Annotated in this window: 12 protein-coding genes and 1 pseudogene; 4 read left to right on the top strand and 9 right to left on the bottom strand. The window is 38.8% G+C overall.

Annotated features, from left to right (window positions below; translation table 11 throughout):
- Positions 1-5: 5 nt before the first annotated feature.
- From N178_RS11780 to N178_RS11790, 3 genes are all read right to left on the bottom strand, one after another.
- Positions 6-1,589 (bottom strand): response regulator, encoded by a 1,584-nt coding sequence (locus tag N178_RS11780; RefSeq protein WP_045292371.1) that lies wholly within the window; start codon positions 1,587-1,589, stop codon positions 6-8.
- Entirely contained in the window at positions 1,567-3,387 is a 1,821-nt protein-coding gene (locus tag N178_RS11785; protein WP_045292374.1) for a cache domain-containing sensor histidine kinase, read from the bottom strand. Before N178_RS11785 ends, N178_RS11780 begins: the two co-directional genes overlap by 23 nt.
- 149 nt (positions 3,388-3,536) lie before the next feature.
- Positions 3,537-4,826, bottom strand: coding sequence for an ABC transporter substrate-binding protein (locus tag N178_RS11790; protein WP_033580638.1), 1,290 nt, complete (start codon positions 4,824-4,826; stop codon positions 3,537-3,539).
- Positions 4,827-5,107: 281 nt separating this feature from the next.
- Here N178_RS11790 and N178_RS11795 point away from each other — a divergent pair, with 281 nt between their 5' ends.
- Positions 5,108-7,279, top strand: coding sequence for a peptidoglycan D,D-transpeptidase FtsI family protein (locus N178_RS11795; RefSeq protein WP_045292375.1), 2,172 nt, complete (start codon positions 5,108-5,110; stop codon positions 7,277-7,279).
- Between the two features lie 52 nt (positions 7,280-7,331).
- On the opposite strand, the gene N178_RS11800 is transcribed toward N178_RS11795, so the two are convergent.
- From N178_RS11800 to N178_RS11820, 5 genes and pseudogenes are all read right to left on the bottom strand, one after another.
- On the bottom strand, positions 7,332-7,901 hold the full coding sequence (locus N178_RS11800) for a TetR/AcrR family transcriptional regulator (protein WP_028412542.1): 570 nt from the start codon (positions 7,899-7,901) through the stop codon (positions 7,332-7,334).
- A gap of 163 nt (positions 7,902-8,064) precedes the next feature.
- Positions 8,065-9,485 (bottom strand): annotated as a pseudogene (gene hemY, locus N178_RS11805) (protoporphyrinogen oxidase).
- Positions 9,486-9,622: 137 nt separating this feature from the next.
- Positions 9,623-10,555 (bottom strand): ferrochelatase, encoded by a 933-nt coding sequence (hemH, locus tag N178_RS11810; RefSeq protein WP_045292377.1) that lies wholly within the window; start codon positions 10,553-10,555, stop codon positions 9,623-9,625.
- A 97-nt stretch (positions 10,556-10,652) separates the two neighbouring features.
- Positions 10,653-11,696, bottom strand: a complete 1,044-nt coding sequence (hemE, locus tag N178_RS11815) for a uroporphyrinogen decarboxylase (protein ID WP_045292379.1) — start codon at positions 11,694-11,696, stop codon at positions 10,653-10,655.
- Positions 11,697-11,891: 195 nt separating this feature from the next.
- Positions 11,892-14,021 carry a transglycosylase domain-containing protein gene (locus N178_RS11820; RefSeq protein WP_045292381.1) on the bottom strand — a complete coding sequence of 710 codons (2,130 nt, stop codon included), beginning with the start codon at positions 14,019-14,021 and terminating at the stop codon, positions 11,892-11,894.
- 185 nt (positions 14,022-14,206) lie between these two features.
- On the opposite strand from N178_RS11820, the gene N178_RS11825 reads away from it, so the two are divergent.
- Entirely contained in the window at positions 14,207-14,713 is a 507-nt protein-coding gene (locus N178_RS11825) for an antibiotic biosynthesis monooxygenase family protein (protein ID WP_013055327.1), read from the top strand.
- An 83-nt stretch (positions 14,714-14,796) separates the two neighbouring features.
- A complete protein-coding gene (locus N178_RS11830) occupies positions 14,797-16,185 on the top strand; it encodes a hypothetical protein (RefSeq protein WP_045292383.1) in 1,389 nt (462 codons plus the stop codon).
- 47 nt (positions 16,186-16,232) lie between these two features.
- Here the strand turns inward: N178_RS11830 and N178_RS11835 are convergent, their stop codons facing one another.
- Entirely contained in the window at positions 16,233-16,898 is a 666-nt protein-coding gene (locus tag N178_RS11835) for a phosphatase PAP2 family protein (RefSeq protein WP_045292385.1), read from the bottom strand.
- Between the two features lie 224 nt (positions 16,899-17,122).
- Between N178_RS11835 and N178_RS11840 the strand changes: the two genes are divergently transcribed.
- Complete coding sequence (locus tag N178_RS11840; protein WP_045292386.1) at positions 17,123-18,331, top strand: M20 family metallopeptidase; 1,209 nt, start codon at positions 17,123-17,125, stop codon at positions 18,329-18,331.
- Positions 18,332-18,408: the final 77 nt, after the last annotated feature.

Here is an 18,408-nt window from a genome sequence, read left to right on the forward strand (position 1 = left end):
TTTTTTTATACGCTCAAACTGCGATACTCGTTTGGCGTAATGCCTTCTACTTTTTTAAACACTTTTCGAAAGTATTTATCATCATGATATCCAATCATATTCGCAATTTCATAGATTTTTAGTTCTTCATTTAGTAAAAGTGATTTGGCTTTATTCATTCTGACTTTCACCATATAATCTGAAATATTTTCTTGAAATTCTTGCTTAAACTTTCTCGAAATGTATTCACGGCTTAAATAGAAACGTTCCGATATTTCTTGAAGCTTCACATCTCGATGAAAATTTTGCTGCAAATATTGTTCGATCTCATAAATAACGTCGCGATTGTTTTGCTTGCTATACCTTTTTACTACTTTTAAAAAGCGCTTTACTTCACGCTTCTTTCTCTCTACATACTTTGCTAGCTGAAACTGCCCATCTTGGTTATAGAAAAAAGAAAGAACATATTCAGGACCGTTATTTATCGTATAAGGAATGTGATATCTTTTTAACCAATGCTGGCTTAACAGCTGATATTCCTGCTCAAAATGCAGAATTTGCTTTAATGATAGGTAATTTTGTGCTTCAAAAGCTGTGATAATTTCGTTGAATACCGGCAAAAAGGCTTCAAACTTTCCTACTTGCAGCGCTTCTTCAATTTTACTGTTATAATCCATCATATTTATTAATAAAGCACTTGCTAAAACGTCTTGCTCTCCGTAGACCTTCACTTTATTTTGATCAAGAACATTGCTTAATAAAAGCGAGTTTTTCGCATGTTCATAGGATTTCATTAGCTGATCAATAGAAGAAACTCTGCACCCTCTTGCAATCCGACAGCTCACGTCTAACGTACGGCGAATTGCTGTATGTAAAGTCGTCAGTAAAGAGGTTATGCGTTCAAAATCATTCCAAAATATAACGATAATTTCCCACTTATTGGATAAATAACGGAAGGCTACCCCATTTTCTTCTGCCATCAGCATTTCATTGATTACATTTAAAATTGAAAAATAGGCTAAATCCCGGTCACCGCCAAAAGAACGAATAATGGATTCATCTACACGTACAATCCCCACTTCATATTCTCTAGTCAGATGGAAACCAAACTCTTCATAGATTGATTGATTTAGCAAATAATTGTTCATTAACTGCGTCAGTTTTCGATCTCGATAAATCGGCTTCATTTCATTGATTAAACGATAGCTGCTATTATGGACTTTTCTTGACTCTTCTTCTTTTTTCCATTGAGTTACAGCTCGTATAAGCGTATCGTTTAAAATCGAAGGATCCACTGGCTTTAGAATATAATCCGTACTTCCAAAATGAATAGCTTTACGCATATAGTGGTAGTCATCATACCCTGTTACCACAATCGTTTTGCTAGAAGGTGAATTCTCTTTAATCCACTCCAACAAAGCAATTCCATCGATATTAGGCATCTTCATATCAGTAAAAATGATTTCCGGTCCGTGATCCTCGATAAGCGCAATCGCTTGCTCACCGCTATCAGCTTCTATCACATCTGTAATTTCATGCTCTTGCCACTGTCCAAGGAGCTTTATCCCTTCTCTTACATGCTCTTCATCATCCACGATTAATACTTTCATCACTATCCCTCTTTTCTTCAATTGTTGTTAGCTTTATGACAACGGTAAAATCGTGATTTTCTTGACTGCTAATTTGCATTGAAGCATGATCTCCATAGTAGATGCGAAGTCGTTCATAAATGTTTTGCAACCCAATATGCTCATCTGTTTGATTATACGATTGCTGAAGTCTCGTTTTTAATTGATTCAACTCTTGCTCTCCTATCCCTTTTCCGTTGTCAGAAACAGTTAGAATCAGTTCTTCTCCGTTCAACTTCGCTGAAATCAACAGCTTTCCGCTTCCTGTGCGGGTTTCGAATCCATGCTTAAAAGAATTCTCAACAAGAGGCTGCAAGATCATTTTCGGTATTCGCATAAGCTCTGCCTCTTTTTCGATATTTAACTCATACTCAAACTTTGAACCAAACCGCTGCTTCTGCAGACTCAAGAAAGCTTTTACGTGATCGACTTCTTGCTTTAAGCTTACGATATCCTCTTTCATATTCATGCTGTAACGCATAATGTGAGAAAGTGAGGTTAATAAAGAATATACTTCAACTGCTTTATGCTTAAGGGCAAGAGTTCCAATCGATTGAAATGCGTTGTATAAAAAATGCGGATTAATTTGTGACTGCAGCACTTTTAGCTGCGTTGATTTATTTTCTAATTCCAAGCGAAATTTACGTTCAATCAAGTCATTAATTGTTTCTACCATAGAGGTAAAATGCCTTCCTAAAACACCAAATTCATCGTTTCCAAGCGACTTAAACCGCACTTCAAATGATCCTTTTTCCACTTCTTTCATATTGCGAATCAATACGTTAATTGGCTGTGTAAAACGTACTGATATAAAAAGCGTAGCGATAACGAGCATACACAAAAATGGCAGGCCAATTAATACATTCATAAGTGCTGTCTTTCTTGCATCCTCATATAAAACACTGTAAGGAATTCGTTTCACAATGTACAAGTCCTCAAAAGGCTGTTTGAGCTTTTCATACATTAATACGCCTGAGAAGCTTTTATCTTCCCATTCCATGCTGTGATCCTCTTGAGACGTAAGCGCCTTTAGCCACGGGTAGTTTTCATTTTTTCCAATAACCTTTGAATCCGAAGAATACAAAACCTTCCCTTTATTGTTCATTAAATAAAAATCTTCTGACTCTTCATTATATAAACGCTGCGATATAGATTGAATTTGTGTCATGTTAATGTCTAAAGATAGATAAGCTAACAACTTGTCTGATGGAATTTCATCAATCCGCTGATGAAAGCTAATAACTTGATTCGGCAGTGAATCAATTAACGTTGATAAATTATTGTAGCTATAAATTTCATGGGTAGGCTCAATGGCAAGAAATTTATGATTTTTATTTAAATAAGAATAGTAAGGCTGAGTGTAAATATCATCGTACTTCCCTCTGCTGCTCACTTTCGAATTATAAGCTGTATACGAGTCATGCCCGTTCTCAATATAAAGATGGAGCTGTTCAATCTCTGGACGAGTATTATATAAATAAAGAAGAGTGCGTGATATTTCCAGTTGATTGGCTCCTAAGTCACTTGATACGCCTTCATCTAACACTTTAATAAATGGGTGGTAGCCGTACAGCCTTTTGGTAATATTAGCAATTTCATTTAAGTAATCACTCAAATCATTGCTTCCATTTTTAATAACTTGATAGTTGGTAGAAATAAATCGATTCTTAACCGTTTCTTTTGTGTATTGATACGTAAAAATCGTTGAAATTAAAAATGGAACAACGGTTGCGAATAAGAAAAACAAAATTAATTTCTTGCGTATGCTCCAGCCTTTCACAAATAACCTCCTTTGACTAATGTCATACATTATGACTATTATTATACATTAAAAGCGCTTTCAATTAACTATTATTTTTTCATAACTATGAATCTAACCAGCTATTTTTTCACACCAAAAAGTCCGCGTTTTCCACGCGGACCTTTTGGTTATTTTTTCATTTTCGCCCAAATTGCATCTAATTTCTTCATAAATTCTTCTTCCGTCATTTGTTTGCCTGCGTAAGACTGCATTGCTGCGCCTACTTCTTGAACCGTTCCTTCTGGATACTTAAACCAGTTCCAAGATAATGTTTTGCCTTCTTCAGAGTATTTTAAGATGTCATCAGATAAAGAATCGATTCCTTTTCCATCGATGTTTTTGAACGCTGGAATGAACTTGAACTTTTCAACTAAGAATTTTTGACCCTCTTTAGAAGAAACCATCCAATTTAAGAATTCCTTCGCTGCTTTTTTATCTGCATCTGGTGCATTTTTGTTCACTACCCAGTTATTTGGAACTCCAATTGCTAATTTATCATTTTTCTTCGCATCGTTGCTGATTGGCATTGGGATAAAGCCCATTTTCATATCCGGATTGATTTTCGTGATCATATTTACCGTCCAGTTACCTTGTTGCATCATCGCTGTTTCACCAGAAGCAAATTGAGTAACTTGTGTATTGTAATCCGTCGTTAATGGATTTTTATTTCCATACTTTAACGTTAAATCGAACAGATTCATAAATTGCTTAAACGTTTCATTGCCTTCAAATTTTGCTTTTCCTTCGTTTAGACCTTTAATAAACGCATCTGGATCGTCTTGCTGCGCCATTGGAATATTAAATAAGTGGTTACCTAGCACCCACCACTCGCCGTATCCGTTAGAAAATGGCGTAATGCCTTTTGCTTTCAGCTTTTTAGAAGCTGCTTCTAATTCCGACAGCGTCTTAGGCAACTCTTTAATGCCTGCTTTTTCAAATAAATCTTTATTATAAATAAAACCATAACCTTCTAAGTTTAGCGGCTGACCATAGATTTTCCCGTCCATTGTCATCGGTTCTTTAGCGATATCATACAGATTATCTACCCACGGCTGATCAGATAAATCTTCTAATTTATCCTTCCACGTTTGCGCTTCTTGGAACCCTCCATTATTAAAGATATCAGGTTCATTTCCAGAGGCAAACTGTGCTTTTAATGCTGCACCATAGTCCGCGCCTCCGCCGACTGTTTGGATGTTAAACTTTACGTTTGGATGTTCTTTTGTATATTCATCCGTTAATTCTTTCAGCTGATCTGCAATTTCCACTTTAAACTGGAACATATCAATAACAACTTGATCACCTGAGCCTGTTGATTTACTTGCTTTTGAATCCGTACCTGAGTTTGAACATGCTGTCGCAAATAAAAGTGATGTTGCTAACACGCCAGACATTATTGAAAGCCTTTTCATTTTCATTCGTTTTGCCCCCCTTGATATCTATCTCTCTTTATTTTACCGATTCTAGGACATTTGAACAGGTAACAATATTGAACAACCGAGTGGAAAATATTGAACACCCCCCTTCAGCACCCTTCGACAGGTCTCTCTTCTTCCACAATAATTTCTATAAAATTTTTATCTGTTTTATTCCACCTAATAACATTTATAGACAAAATTATGTTAATATGTAGAGTGATAGATTCATAAGAAAATTTATGAATTTTTTTAACTTGTATAAACAAAGTGAAGGGGTTTACATGAAAACTAAAAAGCGCAAAAAAACACATGTCTCATTTCGAATTAACTGGCTGTTTATTGTGGTTTTCCTGCTTTTTTCTGCACTCATTTTACGATTAGGCTTCGTACAGATTGTGTACGGAGAGAACTATAAACGAGAAGTTGAAAAAACAGAAGATGAAACGGTAGATTCACCGGTTCCTCGCGGAAAGATGCTAGACCGCTATGACCGCGTTATCGTGGATAATAAACCGTTGAACGCTGTCACGTACACGCGTTTGAAGGGCGTCACTCAAGAAGACAAGCTAAAAGTAGCTAAAAAGCTTGCCACTCTTATTGATGTTCCTGTTACAACAGACGTTTTTGGCAAATCGGATAAAAAGAAAGATAAAAATACGATTAAGCTAACAGAACGCGACTTAAAAGATTATTGGATTGCAACTCATCCAAAAGCAGCTGCGAAAAAAATTACCGCAGCAGATAAGCAAAAAGTAAAAGAAGGTCAGCTTTCTGAAGATGATTTGTATCCTCTTCAGCTGAAGCGCATCACCAAAAACGAACTTTTATCGGTGAAAGATGACCTTGAAGTGATTGCTATTAAAAGCAAGATGGAAGGCGGCTACGCGTTAACCGCTCAAATTATTAAAAGCGGCTTAACAGATAAAGAGCTTGCCGTTATTAGTGAACAATTAGGGAACTTGCCAGGCGTTGATACAACAACTTACTGGGACCGTATGTATACATACGATGACTTACTTAGCACGCTGCTTGGTAAAATCACATCGGCAGATGAAGGGTTGCCAAGCGAAAACTTACAGTACTACTTGTCCCACGGCTACAGCCGAAATGACCGAGTAGGAAAAAGTTATTTAGAAAAGCAGTATGAAGACGTCCTTCGCGGTCAAAAAGCTCGCGTGCAAAACGTAACGGACCGCTCGGGCAACTTAGTGAGCCAAGAGACCGTTACAGAAGGTCAGCGCGGCAGTGACTTAATTTTAACAATTGATATGGAACTTCAAAAACAAGTCGAAGATGTTTTAACAAAAGCTGTGACATCTGGAGCTGCTGGTTCACGATTAATGGATCGCGCGTTTGCTATTATGATGGACCCTCACACGGGAGACATTTTAGCAATGGGTGGAAAACAGCTTGTTACCGATAAGCAAACTGGAGCACGTAAAGTACAAGACTTTGCTCTTGGTAACATGACAACTTCTTATGAAGTAGGTTCCGCGGTTAAAGGAGCTACTGTTCTAGCAGGACTTGATTCAGGCGCTATTCAGCCTGGTACGGTTTTTTACGATGCGCCGCTGAAGTTTGCTGGCGGAACAATTAAAAAGTCGTCTCACCCAATTGGAGCAACTGGGATCCAAAATGCTTTGGAACAATCATCAAACGTGTTCATGTACCGTACGGTTATGAGCATGGCTGGTGAAACGTACCGCCCTGGCGGCAAACTGAACATTCCACCGTCTATCTTTAATAAGCTGCGCTCATACTATAGCCAGTTTGGTCTTGGAATTTCAACGGGCATCGAATTAGAAAACGAATCAACGGGTATTCGCAATACCGTAACAAACGAACCAGGTAAAGCACTGGATTTTGGTATTGGACAGTATGATACGTACACGCCGCTTCAGCTTGTTCAGTACATCTCAACGATTGCTAACGGTGGATACCGCATGAAGCCACACTTAGTAAAAGAAATCCGCGAACCTGAGCTTGATAGCGAACTAAAAGGAAGTATTCAAAGTTCTGTTGAACCAGAAGTATTAAACCGTATTACGATGGGCCAGTCAGAAATTAACCTTGTCAAACAAGGATTTCGCCAAGTAGTTACAGGGTCACATGGTACAGGACGTTTACTTAATACAGGAAAATACCGTCAGTATAATATTGCTGGTAAATCTGGTACCGCGGAAACCTTTAATAAAGGCGTAAGCGTTCGTAACTCTACATTCGTTTCATACGCCCCTTATGATAATCCCGAAGTAGCAGTAGCGGTTGTTATTCCTTCTGCTTATGTAGCCGGTACATCTAATACGTTAAGTAAAACTGTTACTGGTGACGTGATAAAAGCTTACTTCGACCTTAAAAAAGAAGGCGAAAAAGAAGTAGAGCAAAAAGAAGAAGATGCAAAAACAGGAAATACGGAATTAAACGGTGTAAAAAAAGATGATAGTGAACAATAAAAAAGGTCTCTTCATGAGACCTTTTTTGTTTTTTCTATGAAAAAAGCCTATCTCACTGAGACAGACCGCGTAAAAAGTATAGTTCAATTAATTCAGCAATTTTTTCTTCTGAAAGCGGCTCATGCCGTTTTTCCCAATCATAGACAAGTGCAATGTACATTTTAAATAATAAAAAAGCTGTGAGCTCCGGGTTGCACGGTTTGATTTCTTTTTTAGAAATCGCTATTTCGATTTTGTTTTTTATATAAGTTAAAATCTCTTCTTCTACTCGCACCAGCACTTCTTGCACTGCTGTAGTGCCTAACTGCTGTTCCTGTACCAGCTTCAGCATGAGCTGATGCTCAGTGCGGAATTCTAAGATTCGAAAAATAGCTGCTTGAGCATTTTCAAAAAAAGGACGGCTGCTGTCAATGACAGTTTCAGCTGCATCTGTCATTTCTCGAATCATTCGTGTAACAATTTCATCGAATAACTCTTCTTTGTTTTTAAAAAAAGTATAAATCGTTCCTTTTCCGACATTTGCAAGCTTCGCCACTTGCTCCATAGTCGTTGCTTTATATCCAAACAGCGCAAATGATTTTGACGCTGCATCAACAACTGATTGCTTTCGGTCTATAGCCACGTTATCCCCTTCTTTCTGACCAAATGAATATTTCGGTCAACAAGTACGGTTTTACTATAGCATAAGTTTCTTTTGCTTTTCAACCACAATCTTTTCTCTTAGTATAACCTTTCTCTAGAAGTAGTAGACAAAAAAAGCGGAGCATTGATTCACCGCTCCACTTCTACAGTTGCTGCACATATTTAACCGCTTTTTTAGCCACATCTTCTCCTTGCTCTACACATTCTGGTATACCCAGACCTTCGTATGAGCTTCCCGCTACATAAAGACCGGCAAGCTCTTTTTCAAGCTGTTCGTTCATTGTATCTAGCATATCATGATGTCCGACCGTATACTGAGGCATTGACTGCTTCCATCTCGTTACCGCATAAAATTCGGGCTCAGCAGAAATGGTGATGAGCTTCTTCAAATCCTCCAGGACAATTTTGAAAATTTCATCGTCAGGCTGATCCACCACAGCTTCGTCTCCGGTTCGTCCCACTAAACATCTCAGTAGCACTTTCCCTTCCGGAACGGCATGCGGCCACTTTTTATTTAGCCACGTGCATGCCGTAATCGTGTAATCGCTATTTCTTGAAACGGCGATGTTCATTGCATCTAGATTGTCTTGCAGCGCTTCTTGTGCAAAGGCTATCACAACAGTAGCTACTGAAGTGGAAGGCATATGCTTCAACGGTTCGAATATTTTATAGTCCGAAAGCATAGACTGAGCAGCTGCATGAGGGGAAGTTACAATAACGCTGTCTGCTTTTATTACTTTCCCGCTATTTAACGATAATTCATATGTGGTATCTTCTTTATAAATTTTCTCTACTTTTATTCCTTTTGTAATAATATCAGGGTCTATTGCTTTTTCTACCCCATCTACTAGCGATTGAAGACCTTCTTTTAATGTTAAAAAGACGCTATTTTTTTTAAATTCCGAATCATCACCGTGCTGTGGGTGAATTTCTTTTAGCTTTTTCATTCCAACAATTAAGCTTCTGTACTTATGTTCAGCATGCAGAAACTGTGGAAATGTTGATCTTAAACTTAAACGATCAACGTCTCCTGCGTAAATTCCTGATAATAGAGGCTCAATTAAATTTTCAACAACTTCATCACCAAACCGTCTTCTAAAAAATACGCCTAGCGAACGGTCATCCTGATTTTTTGTCTTCGGTATGAAAAAATCAGCTGCTGCGCGCAGCTTGCCAACAGGTGAAAATAACCCTGTTGTGATAAAAGGAGATAACTTGGTTGGTATCCCCATTACAGCACCATCAGGCAGCGCATGCGGTGTATCTTTTACTAGAATATAGGATTTTCCTTTTTCATTTCCGACTAGCTCTCGACCTAGCCCCACTTCTTTTGCCAGCTTTGTAGCAGCTAGCTTACGCGCTAAAAATGAATCAGGACCTTTTTCAAATAAATAACCGTCTCGTCTGACCGTTTGAATTTTCCCGCCAAGCCGATGCGTCGCTTCTATTAGTTGAAGATCAATTGGCAGCTGATGATCCTTTATTTTTTTTGCAAATAATAGGCAGCTGAAAGACCTGTTATTCCTCCACCGATGATGACAACCTTTTTTCGTCTATCCGTCATGTTATCATCGCCTTTTCTGTAAAATTCAATATAAAGAGAAGCGATTATGGAAATCCATAGCTCGCTTCTTACTTTTCTTTATATTGATTATAAGTTACTTTTCGTCCCTGTTCAACGTACAAAGAATCTATATTGACTTAACGGGCAATTCGTTTTAACACAACTGTAGCTAACCCATCGATAAATTCAGGCTGTGCATTCGGCATTTCAGGGCGGTAATAATCAGCCCCAATTTCATCTGTCACCACTTTGCATTCGTAGTCGTTATCATAAAGTACTTCTAAGTGGTCTGCGATAAATCCAACCGGGGTATAGACAAACGACGTATAGCCTTTTTCTTCATACAGTTCTCTTGTTAAATCTTGGACATCAGGACCTATCCATGGCTCTGGCGTATTTCCAGCACTTTGCCAACCAATTTCGTAATGTTCAATACCAGCTACTTGTGCAATTAAATCCGCTGTTTCTTGAAGCTGATTTGGATATGGATCTCCTGCTGCAATAATTTTTTCTGGCAAGCTATGCGCAGAAACAATCAATACGGCTTTTTGGCGTTTCTCTTCGTCTATTAAATCAAACGTTTGTTTAACACGTGTAGCCCAGTACTGAATGAATTTTGGCTCACTGTACCAGCTTTCTACGGAATGAATGATTGGTCCTCCTAATTTTTCAGCCGTTTCTTTGGCACGCCCATTATAGGACTTTACGCTAAACGTTGAAAAGTGAGGTGCAAGCACAATGCTGACCGCTTCTTTAATTCCGTCTTTATGCATGGCTTCTACTGCATCTTCAACAAACGGTTCAATATGCTTTAAGCCAAGATACGCTTTAAATTCAATTTCATCCTGTACTTCATTCAAGCGCTTTTCCAGACTTTCCATTTGCTGCTGCGTAATTTTTGCAAGAGGTGAAATGCCTCCGATTGCTTCGTAGCGGTTTTGTAAATCTTCTAAGGCTTCCGGTGAAGGTTTACGTCCGCGGCGGATATGTGTATAGTAACGTTCAATATCTTCTTCTTTATATGGCGTTCCATATGCCATTACAAGTAATCCCATTACTTTTTTACTCATGTGTTCGACACCTCTTTGTTAGATTCAATACTTGTCTTCATTTTGCCATGAATAAAAAGAAAAATTCAAAGTTTAGCGCTCCAAATTATTTGACAATTTATTGTCTATTTGCAGAATATTCATGAATAAAGGTTGTTAAACGCTTCAACGTTTCCGGCTGAACCTGTGGAAAGACGCCGTGCCCTAAGTTAAAGATGTAACCAGGACTGGCCATCCCTTTATCTAATATTTCTGTTACACGTTCTTCAATAACTTCCCATGGAGCTAACAAAATAGCAGGATCTAAGTTTCCTTGCAGTGTTTTGGTTAAGCCTAGTGCACGTGCTTCATCCAGCTGCGTTCGCCAATCTAATCCCACTACATCCAGCGGCAGGTCATGCCATTCTTTTGCCAAATGACTTGCTCCTACTCCAAACATAATAAGCGGTACATTTTTTTCGCGCAAAGAGGTAAAAATCCGCTCCATAACAGGCTTTATAAAATAACGATAATCCGCTACATTTAAAGCACCCACCCATGAATCAAAGATTTGAATGGCTTTTGCTCCAGCGTTAATTTGCGCTTTTACATATGTAATCGTCATATCTGCTAACTTATCCATTAATGCAAACCAAGCTTTAGGTTCCGTGTACATAAATGCTTTTGTTTTATTATAGTTTTTTGAAGGTCCTCCTTCAATCATATAGCTTGCCACTGTAAAAGGGGCACCGGCAAAACCAATTAGAGGTACGTTTAACTGTTCTGTTGTTAACAGTTTAATCGTATCTAATACATACGGAACATCTTCTTCCGGCGTAATTTCTCCTAGCTTTTCTACATCGCTTAAAGATTGAATTGGATTAGAAATGACGGGACCAATTCCTGACTTGATTTCAACATCCACTCCAATTGAAGGAAGCGGTGACATTATATCTTTATATAAAATAGCTGCATCCACTCCGTACTGTTCAACGGGCAGGCGTGTTACGTATGCCCCAAGCTCGGGCTGATGAGTGATTTCAAATAGAGAGTACTTCTCTTTTAGCTTTCGGTATTCCGGCTGTGAACGCCCTGCTTGGCGCATATACCAAACCGGAACATGATCCGTTTCTTCCCCTCTACAGGCTTTTAAAAAAGTATCGTTAAACGTTCCTTGACTCATAATTTCCACCTTTCTCGATTGTCTTCCATCCGTATTTTCTTCGATTAGACAGACAATAATCAGCAAAGGAACATACCGGTTCCTCTACTGATTAAAGTTTCACGTTATATTCTCTACTTGTCACTATACCCATTTCTTTACGACTTGTATAGCCACCTGCTAAAAATGTCAAAAAATCGCCCTACTCTTCTTTTTTTATTGAAAAAGAGCAGGTGTTACTTCGTTGGATTTTTTTCCTTTTTGTTTTGTTTGGGAATTGTAAGGAACTACATAATAAGTAGGACTGTCGAGCAGATTCACACGCTCTTTTTCAAATGCTCCTTTTCCCTTCACTTTGCCAATTACTTCGGCTTTATCACCTTTTTTCTCATAAACATAATAAACAGCTCTTTTATCAGGTGAAGGTGTCCACGATAAATTTACCGTTAGCAAACCGAATGGATGGAATGTTAATTCTTGTTTTAAGTCTTTAACTTGCTCTAAGCGTATTGGTTTTGGCAGATCTTTAACGCCTGCTGGCTTTTGAAATGCAGCTTCGTCGTAACCAGCTCTTGTTAAAATGTCTTTAAATAATAGAGTCGGATAAGAACTTCCTTTTGTTAAATAATGCTGGTCATTTGTAGAATCATATCCCATCCACATGCTTCCTACAACATCTGGCGTATATCCAACAAACCAAGCATCTCTTGTGGCTCCTTTAACATTCGTATACGAAGTAGACCCTGTTTTTCCTGCTAACTCTCCTTTAAACTCTCCATTTTTTGCCGTTCCTTCTTTAACAACTCCTTGAAGCATTTTTGTCATATACCAAGCCGTCTGTTTTGAAAATGCTTTGTGAGTGTCGGGAGCAGCTTTTGCAATCACTTTTCCGTCTTGATCTTTTATTTCTTGAATAAAGTACGGTTGGATGGTTTCTCCGTTTTCAGCAAATGCCCGGTACGCTCCTGCTAATTGAAGCGGTGTAATTCCTGCTTTTAACCCTCCAAGAGCAATCGCAAGCCCTTTATCTTCTAAAGGAATTCCTAGCTTTGTGAGATACTGCTTACTTGTTTCAACTCCTAGCTGATTCAATGTCCAGACAGCAGCTGCGTTTTTAGAATCTTTTAGGGCATCGTACATTGTTACCTTTTTAGCATATTGCCCGTCTACGTTTTTAGGTGTGTATCCCCCATAGCTTCTAAGCTTGTCTTGGAGCAACGAATAAGGCTTGAATTGACCTTCTTCTAACGCAGGGCCATATACCGCAATAGGTTTCATCGTAGAACCTGGCTGTCTTTTGACATTTACGCGGTTGAGCGATTTTTGTACATAATCTCGTCCTCCCATAACAGATAAAACTCCTCCGCTTTTGTTATCGACTAATACAAAAGCACCTTGGGCACTATTATCTGTACCTGGAAAATAACGATTTTCTTTCATCAGCTCGTAGGCGGCTTCTTGTACTTTTATATTCATCGGTACTTTGACCGTATAACCTCCGCGCAGAAGCTCATTGCTCGAAATGCTGTATTTCTTCTCTGCTTCTTGAATAACCATATCGATATAGGTTAAATACGCTGGATTTTTACCCTGCTCCTTTATGTTCAACCCCAGCGTTCTTCCCTGCAAACGTACATTTTTTTCAGCTGATAAATAACCTGCTTTTTGCATGGCATTTAACACAACATTTCTACGTTCTATACTTTTTTCTGGATGTAAAATAGGAGAATAAGAATTTGGTGCTTTTGGCAGTGCAGCGAGCAGTGCACCTTCTTCTACCGTTAATTCGGAGACATCTTTATTGAAGTAAAGCTTGGATGCAGCTTGGATTCCATAGGCTCCGTGTCCAAAGTATATTTGATTCAAATACATTTCAAGCAGTTTTTGCTTACTGTAACGCTGCTCCAAGTTAATGGCCACCACTACTTCTTTTGTTTTTCTAAGCAGCGTTTTATCATTCGATAAAAACACATTTTTAGCCAGCTGCTGTGTTAAAGTACTTCCTCCTTCAACACTTCCCCCAGCCAGTATATCTCGGTATAATGCTCGGCCAATAGATTTAAAATCGATTCCGTGGTGTTCATAAAAACGAACGTCTTCAATTGAAATAAATGCTTGTTGCACATGCTTTGGAATCTTGTCAATTGAAACCAAGTCCCGATTTTTCACATAGAGCTTTGTTAATTCGTCTCCATTTTCGTCCACTAACCTCGTAGCCGAGTCCATGACGATTTTTTTCTCATCAATTACATAGTTTCCAAGAAACAAGATGATAATATATCCAATCAATCCTAATAGAAAAATTCCAACTAAGGCAGCAATTGCGTATAAGCCTTTTTTGTACATCGTGCCACCCCTTTTCTTTCGCTAAACTTTTGATAATATGGAAAACAACTTCATCAATGTTTTACTTTACCATCTTCATTAGAAGTTCACAATTTTTGAATTTTTGTGTGTAAAATTTTATAATTTTAGTATGATTTACAATTGTAAATTGTATGCAATTCCCAATTAGAAAGGAAGTATAATCCATGAAGATCTTTATTACTTACGGAACAGGCCCTTACCTTCAAAAGTTGATCGACGAACATCCGAGTGAACGTTTATTACTGCTTCACAAAGATGACGATCAATTTGCACTAGTCCACGAAACAGATGGAGATACAATTTTTAAAGAGGGACATGCTTATGAAGTATTAGATGCTTCTGGAGATCTTGCAGATAGCGGATTTGCTGTACTAAATAATATTTCAGTTACAGATGAAGGCCGTCCTTTGTTTGAACAGCGATTTAGCCAACGAGCTCGTTTAATTGAAAATGAAGCAGGCTTTTCAGCTATTCGCGTGCTTCGTCCATTGCAAAATGACACCTACATTATCTTTACAGGATGGAAAGATGAAAGTTCATTTAGCGATTGGCAGTCTTCAAAAGCCTATAATGAAGCACACAAAAAACGCGGTACGTCAGAAGGTGTGGATCAGCAGCCATCGATTTTTTCTCGCCCTTCTTATGTGACCTCATACCACGTAGTTAAATAAGTAAACATCCTCCTAGTAGGCGAGTATCACAATAGTCACAAACGTCATATTGTATACTACATTACCTATTGGGAGGAATTTTTATGGGCATAGAGCTTGGAGCTCTTCATTGGATGTATGTCCTTTTTATCGCCTTCATTATCGGCTTTATGATTATGCGGCGAGATACGAGTATCCTTTGTATACTCGGGATTTTTTTGCTTTCCTTAACGGCTACCTCTTCGTTAAGCCACTCCGTCAGCGCTGTTTTTTCCAGCTTCATTTATGCCATTACAGAACTGCTTCCTACCATTTTAATTATTTCAATTATTTTATCCATGAGTAAAGTCTTAATGGCTACAGGAATAAATGAATCGATGATTTCCCCTTTTGCTCGCCTCATTAAAACACCTGCTCTTGCCTATTGGATTATTGGATTAGTTATGATGACAATCTCCTATTTTTTCTGGCCTTCTCCAGCCGTTGCTTTACTTGGAGCCGTACTGTTACCAGTTGCCATCCGCGTAGGGCTTCCGGCTATAGGCGTAGCTGTAGCGATGAATTTATTCGGTCACGGCGTTGCGCTTTCAGGTGACTTTGTTATTCAAGCCGCCCCTAAGATAACCGCTGACGCAGCAGGTCTTCCGGTTCACGAGGTTGTTCAAGCAAGTGTCCCTCTTGTCATTGTGATGGGAGTCGTTACAACGCTCTCTGCTTTTTACTTTCTAAAACAAGATATGAAGCACAATAGAATTCAGGCGCAACCGACAATTTTAACAAGCAGCTCTTCTAACCAATCCACACCTCTTTCTCCTTCACTACGCCGGGCTTTAGCCATTATCGTTCCCCTTTTCTTTGCTATAGACGTATGGGCAATGTTCGCCCTTCATTTACAGGGAGGAGATGCCACTGCTCTCGTTGGAGGTACAGCTCTATTTATTTTAGTAGTGGTGTCGCTTATTGCTCATAAAGGAAAAGGTCTTGAACAAACAACTTCCTATTTGATTGAAGGCTTGCAGTTTGGTTTTAAAGTATTCGGTCCCGTTATTCCGATTGCCGCTTTTTTCTATTTAGGAGATGCTGGGTTCAAAACAATTATTGGTGACTTTCTTCCGAAAGGATCACATGGACTTGTAAATGACCTAGGCGTTGCGCTTGCTTCCACTGTGCCGTTAACCGCACAGGTCGCTACTGTGACAATAACTGCGCTAGGAGCTATTACAGGATTAGACGGTTCAGGCTTTTCGGGTATTTCACTCGTAGGCTCTGTCTCTCATTTATTTGCATCTGTTTTAGGATCGGGCGCTGCCACGCTAACTGCTTTGGGGCAAATTGCTGCGATTTGGGTTGGAGGGGGAACGTTGATTCCATGGGCGCTGATTCCAGCTGCTGCGATTTGCGGAGTCAGTCCGTTTGAACTCGCCAGACGCAATTTAAAACCTGTAGCAATTGGATTAGTCGTTACAACGATTGTCGCAATGTTTCTAGTTTAAACAAAAGCCCCCTTCTTTCTACGAAGGGGGCCCTAAGTATATATTTTTTACATGCCTTTTGGAAACTCTTTTTCTGCTGACGGCTTTACATATGCATAAACAAGCGTATAAAAGAAGATTCCTACAATAAGCCACATGAGCCCTAAGCTGTAGCCAGCTAAGACATCTGTTAAAAAGTGTTCTCTTAATAAAATACGGCTTACACCGATTAATAAAATTAGTAAACTAATTGTACGCTGGTACCGCTTTGCTACCTTTTGATTATTCATATGTTTTGTTAGAAAAAAGATAATCAGACCGTAGATAAGAATTCCCATCATCGCATGGCCGCTTGGAAAGCTGTAGCCTTCGATGCCTTCAAGAGGACGGCTTCGTTCTACCGCATCTTTAACTGCTTTGTTAATAATATCGCCGCTTAAAATAAGTAAAAATGAGGATATCATGCCAATATAATCTTTTTTAAAAAATAAAAAAACAATAAGTACAGCTAAAAGAACCATAATCATCATTTTTGAAGCTAAAAAAGACAGGCCGTGAAAAACAGATGACGCTGACTGAAGAATAGTGCTGTCATCTATAGCTGAAACAAGCCAGCGGTCTCCTTGAAAAGAATCTGTCGACACAGCAAACAACACTCCTAAAAAAACGAGACCCGCAATCCCAAATGCCCACATCAATTTTTTGTACAGAGATACAGTTTGTGAATCTACCATATCGTTACCTCCTATTATCTCACGAGAAAATTGGTAAAAAACTCATTCTTTATCCCTATTTCTCATCTTATGTATCTATTATGTATATAAAATATTTCATGATTCAATTACTTTTTTTAATAACAACGCTTACATTCTTTTCTTTTTTATAGATAATGATATAATGATTAAAATGTCAAAAAATTCAAAACTTTATTCAACTTACACAGAAAGGATATGGTTATGTGAACTCCAAGCTACATACTTTACTTGAAGAAAAATTTGATGAAATGGTTCAAATTCGCCGCTATCTGCATCAGTATCCAGAACCGTCTTTTAAAGAATTTCAAACTGCTGCCTACATCCGGTCTTTTTATGACAAAATCGGTATTTCTTACCGAGCAAATGTAGGAGGAAACGGCATTGTAGCAAGTATTCAAGGAGGAAAACCTGGTCCTACTGTAGCTTTGAGAGCCGACTTTGATGCCCTTCCTATTCAAGATGAAAAAGACGTACCCTATCAATCAACTGTTCCGGGCGTGATGCATGCATGTGGCCACGATGGTCATACGGCTACTCTTTTAGTCCTTGCTAAAGCGCTTTTTGAAATAAGAGATTCTCTGCCTGGTAAAATCGTCTTCATTCATCAGCACGCCGAAGAGTACGCTCCAGGAGGCGCCAAGTCCATGATTGAAGACGGATGCTTAGACGGTGTAGACGCGATATTCGGAACGCATTTATGGTCATTAACTCCGACTGGTGTGATTCAATATCGAACGGGCCCTATTATGGCTGCTGCTGATCGCTTTGAGATTACGATCAAAGGAGCAGGCGGACACGGTGCACAGCCCCATAAAACAAAAGATTCAATCGTCATCGCCTCTCAGCTTGTTGTTAATTTACAGCAAATTGTAAGCAGACGTGTAAACCCAATTGATTCAGCGGTCGTGAGCATAGGTTCTTTTGTAGCGGAAAATGCATTTAATATTATTGCTGATTCTGCTCGGCTAATTGGAACGGTAAGAACTTTTAACGAAGATGTGAGAAATGATGTCGAAAAAGAAATCGAACGAATTGTCCAAGGTACATGCTTAACAGCTGATGCTTCTTATGAGCTGAGTTATACGCGCGGCTATCCTTCCGTCGTAAACCACCCTGAAGAAACGGCTTTTCTTGCTTCTGCTGCCTCTCAAATCGATGAAGTTCATACAGTCGAAGAAACGGAGCCTCACATGACTGGAGAAGATTTCTCTTATTATTTGCAGCATATTAAAGGAACGTTCTTTTTTACGGGAGCTCAGCCAGAAGGTGTAGATGCTCCTTATCCTCATCATCATCCTAAATTTGATTTTAACGAAAAAGCAATGCTTATCGCAGCTAAAACGCTTGGTACGGCTGCTGTTGAGTATTTAAAAGAACAAGCTCCTTCTAAAAACGCAATAAAAGCTAATTGACCATTCAGCAAGCATTCGTACAGATAAATAGACGAGTGCTTGCTGTTTTATATTTTAGGAAACTTTTTCTCACTTAA

This window comes from Priestia aryabhattai B8W22 (assembly GCF_000956595.1).
GTDB lineage: Bacteria > Bacillota > Bacilli > Bacillales > Bacillaceae_H > Priestia > Priestia aryabhattai.

Excerpts from the sequence above, each read along its gene's own strand:
- N178_RS11780 (WP_045292371.1), bottom strand. The coding sequence starts at position 1,589 with ATGAAAGTATTAATCGTGGATGATGAAGAGCATGTAAGAGAAGGGATA.
- N178_RS11790 (WP_033580638.1), bottom strand. The coding sequence starts at position 4,826 with ATGAAAATGAAAAGGCTTTCAATAATGTCTGGCGTGTTAGCAACATCA.
- N178_RS11795 (WP_045292375.1), top strand. The coding sequence starts at position 5,108 with ATGAAAACTAAAAAGCGCAAAAAAACACATGTCTCATTTCGAATTAAC.
- hemH (WP_045292377.1), bottom strand. The coding sequence starts at position 10,555 with ATGAGTAAAAAAGTAATGGGATTACTTGTAATGGCATATGGAACGCCA.
- hemE (WP_045292379.1), bottom strand. The coding sequence starts at position 11,696 with ATGAGTCAAGGAACGTTTAACGATACTTTTTTAAAAGCCTGTAGAGGG.
- N178_RS11820 (WP_045292381.1), bottom strand. The coding sequence starts at position 14,021 with ATGTACAAAAAAGGCTTATACGCAATTGCTGCCTTAGTTGGAATTTTT.
- N178_RS11825 (WP_013055327.1), top strand. The coding sequence starts at position 14,207 with ATGAAGATCTTTATTACTTACGGAACAGGCCCTTACCTTCAAAAGTTG.
- N178_RS11830 (WP_045292383.1), top strand. The coding sequence starts at position 14,797 with ATGGGCATAGAGCTTGGAGCTCTTCATTGGATGTATGTCCTTTTTATC.
- N178_RS11835 (WP_045292385.1), bottom strand. The coding sequence starts at position 16,898 with ATGGTAGATTCACAAACTGTATCTCTGTACAAAAAATTGATGTGGGCA.